Consider the following 16237-nt stretch of genomic DNA (forward strand, 5'->3'; position numbering starts at 1 on the left):
TGGTTTGAAGAGATTTTCGAAGAGTATGACTTGCAAAAAGACTTAGCAAACCAGCTAAGCCTTTTTCTTCTTATCTCGAACGTTGTTTTCCAGCGTTGCGATTTTTGTGTTTTTTCTTGCTTGTGATAGCAGTTGGTTGTTCAGGAGTAACGTCTTTTCGTCCACTTGGTGTAGAGAAAGCACGTGCTTTTGGTGGGTTCTTGGCTAGTTCTTCACGGACTTTTTTGCGAAGTTTTGGACGAACGATATAGTTGACGATAAACTGTTGGAGAATCATCATGAAACCACCGACAACCCAGTAAAGTGTGACACTAGCTGGTGAGATGAGGGAGAAGCCGGCAATCATGACTGGGCTCACATAAGCCATTTTCTTGATTTGATCTCTTTGCGTTTCATCTTCTACTCCGTGAAGTGAAAGGAGTGATTGAAGATAGTAAAGGACACCAGCGCAGGCAGCTAAAATCATACTTGGAGAGCCTAGAGGAATTCCTAGGTAACTTGCTTGAGCAACACCTTCAGTATGTTGGGCAGCAAAGTAGATAGCAGAGAAGAAAGGCATTTGAAGGAGGATAGGGAAACATCCTACACCACCAAACATGCTGATGCCATGCTCTTTTTGAGCAGCAAAGAGAGCTTGTTGGGCTTCGAGTTTTTCTTCTTGAGTAGTTGCTTCTTTGAGACGAGTTTGGTGTGGCTCAAGGACGTGCTTGAGGGCATTCATCTTTTCAGAGTGAAGTGTTGCCTTCCATGATTGGTAGATACCAAGTGGCAAGATAATCAAGCGCACGATAATGGTAACGATGATGATAGCGACACCAAAGCCTAGACCTTGATCAGTAGCGAAGTACTTGATAGCTTCAGCCATAGGCGCTCCGATCGTATTCCAAATAAATCCTGTTGGCTTTCCTGTGGCTTTATCGACGCTAACACAGCCAGTTAAGACTAGCAACATAGCCACTCCCATAGCTGAGAGTACAAAACGTTTAATAGATTTCACTGTTTTTATTCCTTCTTTAAAAATAATACCTTTCTATTCTACTGTTTTTTTACAAAATATACAATAGTTCTAGAGACCTAATTTGCGATTTTAAAGTCAGGGTAGGGAGGAAAGTTGCTCAGTTTGACATCTAAGTAGCTGACTTTTGAAAAAGGTGTGGGTCCTTTTCGGATTTCTTGGATAAATTTTGCCATGGTAGCAGATGAGTCTGCTTGGGCTAAGATTTCCACTGTGCCATCGTCGTTATTCCATACTCGGCCTGTGATGCCACCGATTTCAAGTGCTAGGCTGTAAACACCCCAACGAAAGCCGACTCCCTGTACCCTACCTTGGGCAATCATTCTAACCTTTTGCATACCAAACCCCTTTGATTGTGTTATAATATTTCTATGACTATTATAACCTCAAAAGCCAATTCTGTGGTAAAAAATGCTAAGAAATTACACCAAAAAAAATACCGCAAGTCTGCTTATTTGATTGAAGGCTGGCACTTGTTTGAAGAAGCTGTCCAAGCTGGAGTGACGATTGAGAAAATCTTTGCCCTAGAAAGTTACCGAGATCAGTTAGCCTCGTTTCCGCAAACTGTCTGGGTTTCAGAGGATATTTTGCTAGATTTGGCGGATTCTCAGACTCCACAGGGCATTGTTGCGGTGGTTCAAAAAGAAGAAGTAGGGCAAGCTGACTTTAGTCAGGGTAAATTCTTGTTTTTGGAAGATGTGCAAGATCCTGGTAATGTGGGAACTATCATTCGGACTGCGGATGCAGCAGGTTTTACTGGAGTGATTGTTTCAGATAAGTCGGCAGACATCTACAGTCTCAAGACTCTACGTTCGATGCAAGGCAGTCATTTTCATCTGCCTATTTACCGGATGTCGAGTCAAGCGCTTCTCGAGGAAGCTAAAGAGGCAGCTATCCCTGTGCTGGCAACAACCCTATCTAAAGATTCTGTTGATTACAGAGAACTGCCTCCTATAGAAAATTTTGTACTAGTCATGGGAAATGAGGGTCAAGGAATTAGTCCCCTTATGGCTGAAAGTGCAGACCAGTTGGTCCATATTAGCATGAAGGGGCAGGCGGAGAGTTTGAATGTTGCCGTTGCAGCAGGTATTTTAATTTTCCATTTAAGCTAATTTTAACTTTCTTTGTTATAATCAAGGAAAGATGTTCATAGAAAAGGAGAAAAGATGAATCACACTATTATTCACGACCGTGCAGGTCTCAATCAATTTTACGCTAAGGTTTATGCCTTTGTTGGTCTGGGGATCGGACTATCTGCTTTGGTATCAGGCCTTATGTTGACGGTCTTTCAGTCTCAGTTGGTTTACTTTTTGATGCAGGGGCGTCTCTGGTTGACCATTGCAACCTTTGCGGAGCTAGCACTAGTCTTCGTTGCTAGTAACATGGCTTCAAGAAATAGTCCAGCGGCTCTTCCAGTATTTTTACTTTACTCAGTATTAAATGGCTTTACCCTCAGTTTTGTGGTGGCCTTCTATACTCCAGGTACAGTTTTATCTGCCTTTGTATCGAGCGCCCTTCTCTTCTTTGTCATGGCGGCAGTTGGTATGTTCACTAAAAAAGATTTGAGTGGTCTTGGTCGGGCTATGATGGCAGCTCTCATCGGTTTGCTGATTGCCATGGTAGTTAATATTTTCTTGGCTAGCGGTTTCTTTGATTATATGATTAGCGTAGCCATGGTTTTGGTTTTCTCAGGGTTGATTGCTTGGGACAACCAAAGGATTCGTCTTGCTTATGAGCAATCACAAGGTCGTGTAGCGACAGGTTGGGTTGTGTCAATGGCTCTCAGTATCTATCTTGATTTTATCAATCTCTTCCTAAGTATTCTACGTATCTTCGGTCGTAATGACTAGAAGGTACCTAACATCAGTGTTCGAAGGAGCACTGATTTTTTTCGTATTTGCTCTTTCTTTTTCTTGAAAATAGGTGTATAATGCTTTTAATTAATTTTTTGAGGAGTAGTTTATGAAGAAAAGTTTTATCCATCAACAAGAAGAGATTTCCTTTGTCAAAAACACTTTTACCCAGTATTTGAAAGATAAGTTAGAAGTTGTCGAAGTTCAAGGTCCTATCTTGAGCAGGGTCGGCGACGGGATGCAGGACAACTTATCAGGTGTGGAGAACGCCGTATCGGTCAAGGTTCTCCAAATCCCTGATGCTACTTATGAAGTGGTGCACTCCCTTGCTAAATGGAAACGCCATACCTTGGCTCGCTTTGGTTTCGGTGAAGGTGAAGGTCTTTTCGTCCACATGAAGGCCCTTCGTCCAGACGAAGACTCGTTGGATGCGACCCACTCTGTTTATGTTGACCAGTGGGACTGGGAGAAGGTTATCCCAAATGGTAAACGGAATATCGCTTATCTAAAAGAAACAGTTGAGAAGATTTACAAGGCTATTCGCCTTACTGAGTTAGCTGTTGAAGCCCGTTATGACATCGAGTCTATCTTGCCAAAACAAATCACCTTTATCCACACAGAAGAGTTGGTAGAACGCTACCCAGACTTGACACCGAAAGAACGTGAAAATGCTATCTGTAAAGAATTTGGAGCCGTCTTTTTGATTGGTATCGGTGGTGAATTGCCAGACGGCAAGCCACACGATGGGCGTGCACCAGACTACGATGACTGGACAAGCGAGTCTGAAAATGGCTACAAGGGTCTAAATGGCGATATTCTTGTTTGGAATGAGTCTTTAGGTGGAGCCTTTGAGTTGTCTTCTATGGGGATTCGTGTAGATGAAGAAACCCTTCGCCGTCAGGTAGAAATCACCGGTGATGAAGACCGCTTGGAATTGGAATGGCACAAGGCTTTGTTGAATGGCCTATTCCCGTTGACAATCGGTGGAGGAATTGGACAATCTCGGATGGCCATGTTCCTACTTCGCAAGAAACACATTGGAGAAGTACAAACAAGTGTTTGGCCTCAAGAAGTCCGCGATACTTACGAAAATATTTTATAGAGAATCGAACCGCAAGGTTCGGTTTTCTTTCTCTTTTTGCCCATAATTTGGTATAATAAACGGTATGAAAATCGTATCAGGAATCTATGGGGGACGTCCCCTCAAGACACTAGAAGGAAAGACGACAAGACCTACTTCGGATAAGGTTAGGGGAGCTATTTTTAACATGATTGGTCCCTACTTTGAAGGGGGACGAGTCTTGGACCTTTATGCAGGTAGTGGTGGTTTATCTATCGAGGCAGTATCGCGTGGTATGTCCAGCGCTGTTTTGGTGGAACGAGACCGTAAGGCTCAGGCTATCGTGGCTGAAAATATTCAGATGACCAAGGAAGTTGGAAAATTTCAACTCCTTAAGATGGATGCAGAAAGGGCATTGGAACAGGTATCTGGGGAATTCGACCTCATTTTCTTAGACCCTCCTTATGCCAAGGAACAAATCGTAGCAGATATTGAAAAAATGGCTGAGAGGGAGCTTTTTTCTGAAGATGTCATGATCGTGTGTGAGACGGATAAGGCCGTTGAACTTCCAGAAGAAATTGCCTGCCTGGGCATCTGGAAGGAAAAGATTTATGGAATTAGTAAGGTGACAGTCTATGTCAGATAAAATTGGCTTATTCACAGGCTCATTTGATCCGATGACAAATGGGCATTTGGATATCATTGAACGGGCTAGCAAACTCTTTGATAAGCTCTATGTCGGTATTTTTTTTAATCCCCACAAACAAGGATTTCTCCCTATCGAAAATCGTAAACGGGGGTTAGAAACGGCTTTGAAACATTTGGAAAATGTTGAAGTCGTGTCTTCTCATGATGAATTGGTGGTTGATGTCGCAAAAAGACTGGGGGCTACTTGTCTAGTGCGGGGGTTGAGGAATGCAGCGGATTTGCAATATGAAGCCAGTTTTGATTACTACAACCATCAGCTGTCTCCTAATATAGAGACCATTTATTTACATAGTCGACCTGAACATCTCTATATCAGTTCATCCGGTGTTAGAGAGCTTTTGAAGTTTGGTCAGGATATTGCTTGCTATGTTCCCGAGAGTATTTTGGAGGAAATAAGAAATGAAAAAAAAGATTAGATGGCCCTTATATGTCATTGCGACCTTAATTGTGACTTTCTTGGCATTTGTAGTGCCCTTGCCCTACTATATAGAAGTTCCAGGTGGTTCGGAAGATATTCGCCAAGTCCTTAAAGTCAATGACAAAGAAGATAAGGAAGCTGGGGCCTATCAATTCGTTACGGTTGGTATCCAGCACGCTACTTTAGCCCATATGATTTATGCTTGGTTGACGCCTTTTACAGATATTCGTAGTGCCCAAGAGACTACAGGTGGCTCTTCCGATGTTGAATTTATGCGGATCAATCAATTCTACATGCAAACATCGCAAAATATGGCCAAATATCAAGGGTTAAAAACAGCTGGTAAGGATATTGAACTAAAATACCTTGGGGTTTATGTTTTGACTGTGACAGATAATTCAACCTTTAAAGGGATTCTCAACATCTCTGATACCGTCACAGCAGTCAATGATCAGACCTTTGACAGTTCCAAAGATTTGATTGATTATGTCAATTCTCAAAAATTAGGGGACTCTGTCAAAGTAACCTATGAAGAGGATGGGCAAACCAAATCTGCAGAAGGAAAGATTATCACCTTGGAAAATGGCAAAAATGGAATTGGAATCGGCTTGATTGACCGTACAGAAGTAACCAGTGATGTCCCAATTCGCTTTTCAACAGCTGGTATTGGCGGTCCAAGTGCAGGTCTCATGTTTAGTCTGGCCATCTATACCCAAATAGCTGACCCTGGCCTTCGTAATGGCCGTATTGTTGCCGGTACAGGTACCATTGACCGCGATGGGAATGTGGGGGACATTGGAGGTATTGATAAGAAAGTTGTAGCTTCGGCTAGAGAAGGTGCCGCGATTTTCTTTGCTCCAGATAACCCTGTTAGCGAAGAAGAACAAAAAGCGCATCCAGATGCGAAAAACAACTACCAAACAGCCCTAGAAGCAGCTAAAACAATCAAGACAGATATGAAAATCGTGCCTGTTAAAACCCTACAAGATGCAATTGATTACTTGAAAAACAATCCCTAGTTTTAAGTGAAGTTTCCAAACTAGCGCACAAACAGAGAAGATGGTATAATAGTCAAATGGTTCAATTATTATTCACTCTAAGCAGTCATATGCTCTTTATTTATGTGAGTTTTTACCTTTTAAAGAATCTTGTTAGATGGGAAAAGGTTTTAAAAGTGACAGCTGAGAATACAGGGAAAGTCCGTTTATTGATAGCTCTTTTCAGTATTGTCATGGGCTACATCATGAGTTCTTTCTTTATCAGCCTATATCAGTTGTGGCAAGAAGCGCTTAGAGGATTATTATAAAATCAAGAGTAAAGGAAATAAGTATGGAAAAAATTGTGGTTCAAGGTGGCGATAATCGTCTGGTAGGAAGTGTTACGATCGAAGGAGCAAAGAATGCAGTCTTGCCCTTGTTGGCAGCGACTATTCTAGCAAGTGAAGGAAAGACCGTCTTGCAGAATGTTCCTATCTTGTCAGATGTTTTCACTATGAATCAGGTGGTTGGTGGTTTAAATGCCAAGGTGGATTTTGATGAGGAAGCTCATCTTGTCGAGGTGGATGCGACTGGCGATATCACTGAGGAAGCTCCTTACAAGTATGTCAGCAAGATGCGTGCATCCATCGTTGTCTTGGGGCCAATCCTTGCCCGTGTAGGTCATGCCAAGGTATCCATGCCAGGTGGTTGTACGATTGGTAGCCGTCCTATTGATCTTCATTTGAAAGGTCTAGAAGCTATGGGGGCTAAGATTAGTCAGACAGCTGGTTACATCGAAGCCAAGGCGGATCGCTTACATGGAGCTCATATCTATATGGATTTCCCAAGTGTTGGTGCTACTCAGAACTTGATGATGGCAGCGACTCTAGCTGATGGGGTGACAGTGATTGAAAATGCTGCGCGTGAGCCTGAGATTGTTGACCTGGCCATTCTCCTCAATGAAATGGGAGCTAAGGTTAAGGGTGCTGGTACAGAGACCATTACCATTACCGGTGTTGAGAAACTTCATGGTACGACTCACAATGTAGTCCAAGACCGTATCGAAGCAGGAACCTTTATGGTAGCTGCTGCTATGACTGGTGGTGATGTCTTGATTAAAGATGCTGTTTGGGAGCACAATCGTCCCTTGATTGCCAAATTGCTTGAAATGGGAGTGGAAGTGACGGAGGAGACTGAAGGAATTCGAGTTCGCTCTCAACTAGAAAATCTAAAAGCTGTTCATGTGAAAACCTTGCCCCACCCAGGATTTCCAACAGATATGCAGGCTCAATTTACAGCTTTGATGACCGTCGCAAAAGGGGAATCAACTATGGTGGAGACAGTTTTCGAAAATCGTTTCCAACATCTAGAAGAAATGCGTCGCATGGGCTTGCACTCGGAGATTATCCGTGATACAGCTCGTATTGTTGGTGGTCAACCTTTGCAGGGGGCAGAAGTTCTTTCAACTGACCTTCGTGCCAGCGCAGCCTTGATTTTGACAGGTTTGGTAGCGCAAGGAGAAACCGTTGTCGGTAAATTAGTCCACTTGGATAGAGGCTACTACCGTTTCCATGAGAAATTGGCGCAGCTAGGTGCTAAGATTCAGCGGATTGAGGCAAGTGATGAAGATGAATAAGAAATCAAGCTATGTAGTCAAGCGTTTACTTTTAGTCATCATAGTACTGATTTTAGGTGTTTTAGCCCTAGGAATCGGTCTAATGGTAGGTTATGGAATCTTGGGCAAGGGTCAAGATCCATGGGCTATCCTGTCTCCAGCAAAATGGCAGGAATTGATTCATAAATTTACAGGAAATTAGGCTGGGAGACCAGCCTTTTTCTAAAGATAAGGAGAAATATGAACAAAAAAATAAGACAGACACTGATTGGTTTACTAGTGTTATTGCTCTTATCTGCGGGGAGCTATTATATTAAGCAGACTGAACTAGGCAATCAGGCTGCTAAGACAAAAATAAGTCAGAAAAGTCAATCACCAGACGCGCCTGGTCAAGAATTGGCAGAAAGCGTCTTAACAGATGCAGTCAAAAGCCAAATAAAAGGGAGTCTGGAGTGGAACGGGGCTGGTGCTTTTATCGTCAATGGTAATAAAACAAACCTAAATGCCAAGGTTTCAAGTAAGCCCTACGCTGATAATAAAACAAAGACAGTGGGCAAGGAAACTGTTCCAACCGTGGCTAATGCCCTCTTGTCTAAGGCTACTCGTCAGTACAAGAATCGTGAAGAAACTGGGAATGGTTCGACTTCATGGACTCCTCCAGGTTGGCATCAGGTTAAGAATCTAAAGGGCTCTTATACCCATGCAGTTGATAGAGGTCATCTGTTAGGCTATGCCTTAATCGGTGGCTTGGATGGTTTTGATGCCTCGACAAGCAATCCTAAAAACATTGCTGTTCAAACAGCCTGGGCAAATCAGGCGCAAGCCGAGGATTCGACTGGTCAAAACTACTATGAAAGCAAGGTGCGTAAAGCCTTGGACCAAAACAAGCGCGTCCGTTACCGCGTGACCCTTTATTACGCTTCAAATGAGGACTTAGTTCCTTCAGCTTCACAGATTGAAGCCAAGTCTTCAGACGGAGAATTGGAATTTAATGTTCTAGTTCCCAATGTTCAAAAGGGACTTCAACTGGATTACCGAACTGGAGAAGTGACTGTTACTCAGTAAAATACAAAATAAGCTCCTATGTCACTTGTAGATGTAGGAGTTCTTCTTTTACTAGTTTCAGCAGGGCTGCAATAGACACTGAGAAAAATAATATGTACTGGACTAGATTTTGTGATATAATAGAGGGCAAGATACTATTTTAGGAGAAGAACTATGGAAGACCCAAGTAGTCAGAATTTGTTGCTACAATTTGTTTTATTGTTTATCTTGACGGTGTTAAATGCTTTTTTCTCAGCCACAGAAATGGCCATGGTGTCACTAAATCGTGCGCGGGTTGAACAAAAGGCAGAAGAAGGAGATAGACGCTATATCCGTCTGTTGAAGGTATTAGAAAACCCTAACCACTTTTTATCAACCATTCAGGTAGGAATCACCCTGATTACAATCTTATCAGGGGCGAGTTTAGCTGATACTCTAGGACGTGTGATTGCCTCTTGGCTTGGGAATGGCGAAACAGCACAAGCCGTGGCAACTTTTCTATCTTTAGCATTTTTGACTTATATTTCTATCGTTTTTGGGGAATTGTATCCTAAGAGAATCGCTCTTAATCTAAAGGATGCCTTGGCCATTCGTACAGCGCCAGTTATCATTGGGCTTGGGAAACTAGTTAGTCCCTTTGTTTGGCTCTTGTCTGCATCTACCAATCTCTTGAGTCGCTTGACTCCTATGACCTTTGACGATGCTGACGAAAAAATGACCCGTGATGAAATTGAGTACATGCTGACAAATAGTGAAGAAACACTAGATGCTGACGAAATTGAAATGTTACAAGGGATTTTTTCACTGGACGAATTAATGGCCAGAGAGGTCATGGTTCCTCGAACGGATGCCTTTATGGTGGATATTCAGGATGATAGTCAAGCCATTATCCAAAGTATTTTAAAACAAAATTATTCTCGTATCCCTGTCTATGATGGGGATAAGGACAATGTGATTGGGATCATTCACACCAAGAGTCTCCTTAAGGCGGGCTTTGTGGACGGTTTTGACAATATTGTATGGAAGAAAATTTTACAAGATCCACTTTTTGTACCTGAAACTATTTTTGTGGATGACTTGCTAAAAGAATTGCGCAATACCCAAAGACAAATGGCAATCTTGCTGGATGAATACGGTGGTATGGCTGGTTTGGTGACTTTGGAAGACCTCTTAGAGGAAATTGTTGGTGAAATTGATGATGAAACGGACAAAGCAGCAATAGATGTTCATCAGATTGGCGAGGATACCTACATTGTTCAAGGAACGATGACCCTCAATGATTTCAATAATTACTTTGATGTTGAACTGGAAAGTGATGACGTTGATACCATCGCTGGTTATTATTTGACAGGAGTTGGGACCATTCCAACTACTGAGAAACTCAGCCATGAAGTGGTCAGCCAAAACAAACAGCTTATCCTAACCAATGATAAAGTGAAAAATGGACGTGTTACCAAGGTAAAAGTCCAGATCACAGAAGTCGAAATAGAAGAAGAAACAGAGTAAACTAGAGGCTTTTGTCACCATGCGTGACGAAGCTTTTTTCAGTTTCAAAGGTTCTTTAATGACTTTATAGCAAAGAGTACGAGAGACTGGAGTCTATTTCGGTTAATTCATAGGGAAGTCGTATTCTGGGAAAACTCAGCCCCAAACTTGCCTCAAAAGTTTTTTAAAGTTATTCGTATTTATCCGAAGAAAAAAGAAAAAAGCCCTTTAAATTGGGCTTTCTGTTTAAATGAAACCTGATAAATCAAGTTATAGAAGGCGGTAGACGGATTTGAACCGACGATCAAGCTTTTGCAGAGCCGTGCCTTACCACTTGGCTATACCGCCTCAACGTTTATTATTATACCTTGAAAATGATTTTCAGTCAATAGCTTTTTCAGATTTTTTGTATGAATAAGCCTAAATATTCTGAAAATTCGTTTACTTTTCTTTAAATCTATGGTATAATTGATGATAACCTATACTTTATAAGAGGAGTAAAGAAATGAAAAAAAGTCAAGTGCTTGCTGTAGCGGGGGCTACCTTATTAGCGTCAGGAGTTCTAGCTGCGTGTTCAAACACTAGTTCAAATAATGCTAAACTAGCAAAAGATTACCAATATGTTTATCAAACAGATCCAGAAACCTTGGATTATATCGTCAGCAATATCGATTCAACATCATTCGTCACAACAAATGCAGTAGATGGTTTGTTGGCTAACGATAAATATGGTAATCTGGTTCCTTCTATTGCTGAATCATGGACAGTTTCAAAAGATGGTTTGACGTATACCTATAAAATCCGTAAGGATGCTAAATGGGTGACAGCAGAGGGAGAAGAGTACGCTCCTGTCACTGCTAAAGACTTCGTTACTGGTTTGAAACATGCGGTAGATGGGAAATCAAAAGGACTTTCAATCGTTAGCTCTTCTATTAAAGGATTAGAAGCATATATTAAGGGTGAAACAAGCGATTTTTCAACCGTCGGAGTAAAAGCACTTGATGACCAAACACTAGAATATACTTTGAACCAGCCAGAAACTTTCTGGAATGACAAGACTACTAGTGGTGTTTTGATGCCAGTTAATGAAGAATTCTTAGCTTCAAAAGGGGAAGGTTTTGGTTCTCCAACAGATGCTAACTCTATTCTTTATAACGGTCCATTTGTCTTGAAAGCTGTAACTCCTAAATCATCTATCGAGATGGCTAAAAATGACGCTTACTGGGACAAAGAAAATGTAAAAATTGAGAATGTTAAGTTCACTTTCTGGGACGGTAAGGATCAAGATGTAATTGCCAAAGGTTTTTCTGATGGTCAATATAGCAAGGCTCGTATCTTCCCTACAAGTTCTACATATGAAAAATATGCAGCTGACTTCAAAGATAACATTTACTTTAACGAACCAGGTGCGGGTGTTGCAACTGTCAGCTTGAACTATGGCCGTACAACTTATAACCACACTGCTAAGACAAGTGATGCCCAAAAGACATCTACTCAAAAAGCTTTGCTAAATAAGGAGTTCCGTCAAGCCTTGAACTTTGCGGTAGATCGCAGTTCTTATTCAGCTCAAACAAATGGTACTGATGGAGCTGCAGTAGCCATCCGTAATACATTTGCACCATATAATCTTCAAGTTGGTAAGAAAACATTTGGTGAATTGGTACAAGAAAGCTTGGCTAAGACAAATTCTTCTACTTGGGCTAAGGTTTCTCTAGCTGATTCTCAAAATGGACTCTACAATGAAGAAAAAGCGAAAGAAGTCTTTGCTAAAGCTAAATCAAGCCTACAAGCTGAAGGTGTTGAATTCCCAATCCACTTGGATGCCTTGGTTATCCAAGAATCAACAGCGGTTGTAAACCGTGTTCAATCATTGAAACAATCAATTGAAAAAGTATTGGGTTCAGATAATGTTGTTGTAGACTTGCAACAAATGACTCAAGCAGAAGCTTTACCAATTTCATTTAGTGCTCCAACAGCTAAAGAGCAAGACTGGGATATCCATACCTTGCTAGGATGGAACCCTGACTATCAAGATCCTTCTACTTTCTTGGATCAGTTCGTCCTTAAGGGAGGAAGTACTCGTCTTTACCTTGGTATTGACCAAAACACAGATGCATCAGTAGTAAGCAAACTTGGTTTAGCTGACTATGGAAAATTACTTGATGACGCAAACAGCGAGAACCAAGATGTTCAAAAACGTTATGAAAAATACGCGGTAGCACAAGCTTGGTTGACTGACAATGCTTTGACAATTCCAGTAATGGCTTCTCCTAAAGAAACAGCCGTTTCATATGTTTCAAAAGTTCTACCATTTAGCTCTTCATATTCAGTAGCCGGCCTTAAAGGTGAAAATTCAGGATACTTGAAGTACACTGAAGTTGGTGAAAAAGCAATCACCAAAGAAGAGTATGAAAAAGCTCGTGAAAAATGGTTGAAAGAAAAGACTGAGTCAAACGAGAAAGCTCAAAAAGAATTGGCAAGTCATGTGAAGTAAATAATTTTCAATAGAACTTTCTCTCCATGAGGAGAAGGTTCTTTTGGGATTTTTAAAGGAAATGATATGAAAAAATATATTTTTATGCGTGTTTTGCGGTCATTGGTTTCTATCTTCTTAGTAACAACCTTGACTTACACGATTATCTATACAATGGTTCCTCGAAAATTGATTTTCAAACAGGATACCAACTATAACAAGATTGCGACAACTGCTGATAAACGTGATAACTATGAGAATACTGTTTATGAGCGTATGGGCTATATCGAGTACTACGATACCAAAGAGTTGCAAGAAAAAGCTAGCCAGATGGATGCTTCTGTAACAGTTGAAGCTAATGAAAGCAACAAGGCTATCTATGAAAAATACATCAAACAAATCGGTCATGGTTGGACCCTGGGAGAATTTACTGAAAGTGGCCAATTCTACGCTACTCGTGAAATCCCAATTTTTGAACGTGTTTTTCACTTCTATGCTAACTTGATTGACATTGATCATACTAATAAAATTCAAGACCCTGAAAATCCAGACTTGAAACGTTACCTTCGTTTCGAAAACGATCCAGCGATCGGATGGTCATTGGTTGGTTCAGGTACCAAACACAAATATCTCTTGTACTTCAACAGTCAGTTTCCATTTGTGCATCAAAACTTTGTGAACATCAATTTAGGTGACTCTTATCCAACCTATGCTAATAGTCCTGTTTTACAGGTTATTACTCAGGGACAAGGGCAAACAAAAACGGCTCAAGTTCAGTTCCCAACAGGTAAGAAAACTTCTTCTGTAAATATTTACTCAAGAACCTACAAATCACCTAGTCAGGCTGATTCTCGTGAAGTAGCCAACTACGGAAAAGATGATCCTTATACAGCTACTGAAAGTAACTACCAATATCCTTCTATGATTGCCAGCTCTGCTGTCGTTGGATTGATCGGTTTGGTAATTTCTTATGCGATTGCCGTGCCACTTGGTTCAGCCATGGCTCGTTTCAAGAACACTTGGATCGATAGCTTCTCAACAGGGGCTTTGACCTTCTTGATGGCACTTCCAACAATCGCCCTTGTTTATATTGTTCGATTGATTGGTTCCTCAATTGGTTTACCAGATTCATTCCCTATCTTAGGGGCTGGAGATTGGCGTTCTTACGTTTTACCGGCAGTAATCCTTGGTTTGTTGGGTGCTCCTGGTACAGCTATTTGGATTCGTCGTTACATGATTGACTTGCAATCACAAGACTTTGTTCGTTTTGCTCGTGCAAAAGGTTTATCTGAAAAGGAAATTTCAAACAAACACATCTTTAAAAATGCCATGGTTCCGCTGGTTTCAGGAATTCCTGGTGCCGTTATCGGGGTTATCGGTGGTGCAACCCTTACTGAAACAGTCTTCGCATTCCCAGGTATGGGTAAAATGCTAATCGACTCTGTAAAAGCATCTAATAACTCTATGGTCGTTGGTCTTGTCTTCATCTTTACATGTATTTCTATCTTCTCACTTCTTTTGGGAGATATTTGGATGACGATTATTGACCCACGTATTAAATTGACTGAGAAAGGAGGCAAATAATGTCTACAATCGATAAAGAAAAATTTCAGTTTGTAAAACGTGACGATTTTGCCTCTGAAACTATTGATGCGCCAGCATATTCTTACTGGAAGTCAGTGTTTAGACAATTTATGAAGAAAAAATCAACTGTAGTCATGTTGGGAATCTTGGTAGCCATTATTTTGATGAGTTTCATCTACCCAATGTTTTCTAAGTTTGATTTCAATGATGTTAGCAAGGTAAACGACTTTAGTGCTCGTTATATCAAGCCAAATGCTGAGCATTGGTTCGGTACAGACAGTAACGGTAAATCACTATTTGACGGTGTCTGGTTTGGAGCTCGTAACTCTATCCTCATTTCTGTGATTGCGACAGTGATTAACTTGGTTATCGGTGTCTTTGTCGGTGGTATTTGGGGTATTTCAAAATCAGTTGACCGTGTGATGATGGAAGTTTACAACGTCATCTCAAACATCCCATCTCTTTTGATTGTTATTGTCTTGACTTACTCAATCGGAGCTGGATTCTGGAATCTGATTTTTGCTATGAGTGTGACGACATGGATTGGGATTGCCTTCATGATCCGTGTGCAAATCTTGCGTTATCGTGACTTGGAATACAACTTGGCGTCACGTACTTTGGGAACGCCAACCTTGAAGATTGTTGCCAAAAATATCATGCCTCAATTGGTATCTGTTATTGTGACAACCATGACTCAAATGCTTCCAAGCTTTATCTCATATGAAGCCTTCTTGTCATTCTTCGGTCTTGGATTACCGATTACAGTGCCAAGTTTGGGTCGTTTGATTTCAGATTATTCACAAAACGTAACAACCAATGCTTACTTGTTCTGGATTCCATTGACAACTCTTGTCTTGGTATCCTTGTCCCTTTTCGTAGTTGGTCAAAACTTAGCGGATGCTAGTGATCCACGTACACATAGATAGGAGTAGAAATGACAAAAGAAAAAAATGTAATTTTGACTGCTCGCGATATTGTCGTGGAATTTGACGTTCGTGACAAAGTATTGACAGCCATTCGCGGCGTTTCCCTTGAACTAGTTGAAGGAGAAGTGTTGGCCTTGGTAGGTGAGTCAGGATCAGGGAAATCTGTTTTGACAAAGACTTTCACAGGTATGCTTGAAGAAAATGGTCGCATTGCCCAAGGAAGTATTGACTACCGTGGTCAAGATTTGACAGCCTTATCTTCTCACAAGGATTGGGAACAAATTCGTGGTGCTAAGATTGCGACTATCTTCCAGGACCCAATGACTAGTTTGGACCCCATTAAAACAATTGGTAGTCAGATTACAGAAGTTATTGTAAAACACCAAGGAAAAACAGCTAAAGAAGCAAAAGAATTGGCCATTGACTACATGAATAAGGTTGGGATTCCAGATGCAGATAGACGTTTTGATGAATACCCATTCCAATATTCTGGAGGAATGCGTCAACGTATCGTTATTGCGATTGCCCTTGCCTGCCGACCTGATGTTTTGATCTGTGATGAGCCAACGACTGCCTTGGATGTGACCATCCAAGCACAGATTATTGATTTGCTAAAATCTTTACAAAACGAGTACCATTTCACAACAATCTTTATCACGCACGACCTTGGTGTGGTAGCAAGTATTGCGGATAAGGTAGCGGTTATGTATGCAGGAGAAATCGTTGAGTATGGAACGGTTGAGGAAGTCTTCTATGACCCTCGCCATCCATATACATGGAGTCTCTTGTCTAGCTTACCTCAGCTTGCTGATGATAAAGGGGATCTTTACTCAATCCCAGGAACACCTCCGTCACTTTATACTGACCTGAAAGGGGATGCCTTTGCCTTGCGTTCAGACTATGCAATGCAGATTGACTTCGAACAAAAAGCCCCTCAATTCTCAGTATCAGAGACACATTGGGCTAAAACTTGGCTACTTCATGAGGATGCTCCAAAAGTAGAAAAACCAGCTGTGATTGCAAATCTCCATGATAAGATTCGTGAAAAAATGGGATTTGCCCATCTGGCTGACTAGGAG

The 16237-nt window shown here is 41.3% G+C and carries 17 protein-coding genes and 1 tRNA gene; 15 read left to right on the forward strand and 3 right to left on the reverse strand.

All coding sequences use genetic code 11. The features are described 5' to 3' along the window. Positions 1-70 precede the first annotated feature (70 nt). Both yidC and SMSK597_RS10645 read right to left on the reverse strand, forming a co-directional pair. Complete coding sequence (gene yidC, locus SMSK597_RS10640) at positions 71-997, reverse strand: membrane protein insertase YidC (protein ID WP_000835967.1); 927 nt, start codon at positions 995-997, stop codon at positions 71-73. A 77-nt stretch (positions 998-1074) separates the two neighbouring features. Continuing rightward, on the reverse strand, positions 1075-1353 hold the full coding sequence (locus SMSK597_RS10645; RefSeq protein WP_001174616.1) for an acylphosphatase: 279 nt from the start codon (positions 1351-1353) through the stop codon (positions 1075-1077). Between the two features lie 33 nt (positions 1354-1386). Between SMSK597_RS10645 and SMSK597_RS10650 the strand changes: the two genes are divergently transcribed. From SMSK597_RS10650 to SMSK597_RS10700, 11 genes are all read left to right on the forward strand, one after another. Next, positions 1387-2127, forward strand: coding sequence for a TrmH family RNA methyltransferase (locus SMSK597_RS10650; protein ID WP_000152685.1), 741 nt, complete (start codon positions 1387-1389; stop codon positions 2125-2127). 54 nt (positions 2128-2181) lie between these two features. Next, the gene (locus SMSK597_RS10655; protein WP_001016905.1) at positions 2182-2865 is read left to right on the forward strand and encodes a Bax inhibitor-1/YccA family protein; all 684 of its coding nucleotides are present in this window, start codon (positions 2182-2184) and stop codon (positions 2863-2865) included. 112 nt (positions 2866-2977) lie between these two features. Beyond that, positions 2978-3970, forward strand: a complete 993-nt coding sequence (asnA, locus tag SMSK597_RS10660; RefSeq protein ID WP_000748005.1) for an aspartate--ammonia ligase — start codon at positions 2978-2980, stop codon at positions 3968-3970. A gap of 64 nt (positions 3971-4034) precedes the next feature. After that, complete coding sequence (gene rsmD / locus SMSK597_RS10665; RefSeq protein ID WP_000706953.1) at positions 4035-4574, forward strand: 16S rRNA (guanine(966)-N(2))-methyltransferase RsmD; 540 nt, start codon at positions 4035-4037, stop codon at positions 4572-4574. Further along, on the forward strand, positions 4564-5052 hold the full coding sequence (coaD, locus tag SMSK597_RS10670; RefSeq protein ID WP_001280707.1) for a pantetheine-phosphate adenylyltransferase: 489 nt from the start codon (positions 4564-4566) through the stop codon (positions 5050-5052). Before rsmD ends, coaD begins: the two co-directional genes overlap by 11 nt. Then, positions 5036-6073, forward strand: coding sequence for a SepM family pheromone-processing serine protease (locus tag SMSK597_RS10675; RefSeq protein WP_000727285.1), 1038 nt, complete (start codon positions 5036-5038; stop codon positions 6071-6073). Before coaD ends, SMSK597_RS10675 begins: the two co-directional genes overlap by 17 nt. A gap of 56 nt (positions 6074-6129) precedes the next feature. Continuing rightward, positions 6130-6360 carry a DUF1146 family protein gene (locus SMSK597_RS10680; protein ID WP_000250397.1) on the forward strand — a complete coding sequence of 77 codons (231 nt, stop codon included), beginning with the start codon at positions 6130-6132 and terminating at the stop codon, positions 6358-6360. 23 nt (positions 6361-6383) lie between these two features. Beyond that, positions 6384-7667, forward strand: coding sequence for a UDP-N-acetylglucosamine 1-carboxyvinyltransferase (gene murA / locus SMSK597_RS10685; protein WP_000411900.1), 1284 nt, complete (start codon positions 6384-6386; stop codon positions 7665-7667). Further along, positions 7660-7848 carry a DNA-directed RNA polymerase subunit beta gene (locus SMSK597_RS10690; protein ID WP_025169706.1) on the forward strand — a complete coding sequence of 63 codons (189 nt, stop codon included), beginning with the start codon at positions 7660-7662 and terminating at the stop codon, positions 7846-7848. The genes murA and SMSK597_RS10690 overlap by 8 nt, the downstream gene beginning before the upstream one ends. Positions 7849-7886: 38 nt before the next feature. Beyond that, complete coding sequence (locus SMSK597_RS10695; RefSeq protein ID WP_001035126.1) at positions 7887-8711, forward strand: DNA/RNA non-specific endonuclease; 825 nt, start codon at positions 7887-7889, stop codon at positions 8709-8711. A 153-nt stretch (positions 8712-8864) separates the two neighbouring features. Further along, positions 8865-10196 (forward strand): hemolysin family protein, encoded by a 1332-nt coding sequence (locus tag SMSK597_RS10700; RefSeq protein WP_000390029.1) that lies wholly within the window; start codon positions 8865-8867, stop codon positions 10194-10196. A gap of 256 nt (positions 10197-10452) precedes the next feature. On the opposite strand, the gene SMSK597_RS0103060 is transcribed toward SMSK597_RS10700, so the two are convergent. After that, positions 10453-10523: transfer RNA gene (locus tag SMSK597_RS0103060), tRNA-Cys, on the reverse strand. Positions 10524-10680: 157 nt separating this feature from the next. Between SMSK597_RS0103060 and SMSK597_RS10705 the strand changes: the two genes are divergently transcribed. The 4 genes from SMSK597_RS10705 to SMSK597_RS10720 all read left to right on the forward strand — a co-directional run bounded on the left by SMSK597_RS10705 (position 10681) and on the right by SMSK597_RS10720 (position 16234). Next, positions 10681-12669, forward strand: coding sequence for a peptide ABC transporter substrate-binding protein (locus SMSK597_RS10705; RefSeq protein WP_000749581.1), 1989 nt, complete (start codon positions 10681-10683; stop codon positions 12667-12669). Between the two features lie 66 nt (positions 12670-12735). Beyond that, positions 12736-14232 (forward strand): ABC transporter permease, encoded by a 1497-nt coding sequence (locus SMSK597_RS10710; RefSeq protein ID WP_000759918.1) that lies wholly within the window; start codon positions 12736-12738, stop codon positions 14230-14232. Then, positions 14232-15158, forward strand: a complete 927-nt coding sequence (gene oppC, locus SMSK597_RS10715; protein WP_000103703.1) for an oligopeptide ABC transporter permease OppC — start codon at positions 14232-14234, stop codon at positions 15156-15158. The genes SMSK597_RS10710 and oppC overlap by 1 nt, the downstream gene beginning before the upstream one ends. A gap of 8 nt (positions 15159-15166) precedes the next feature. Then, the gene (locus SMSK597_RS10720) at positions 15167-16234 is read left to right on the forward strand and encodes an ABC transporter ATP-binding protein (protein ID WP_000159550.1); all 1068 of its coding nucleotides are present in this window, start codon (positions 15167-15169) and stop codon (positions 16232-16234) included. Positions 16235-16237 lie beyond the last annotated feature (3 nt).

The organism is Streptococcus mitis SK597, from assembly GCF_000148545.1.
Taxonomy (GTDB): domain Bacteria; phylum Bacillota; class Bacilli; order Lactobacillales; family Streptococcaceae; genus Streptococcus; species Streptococcus mitis_C.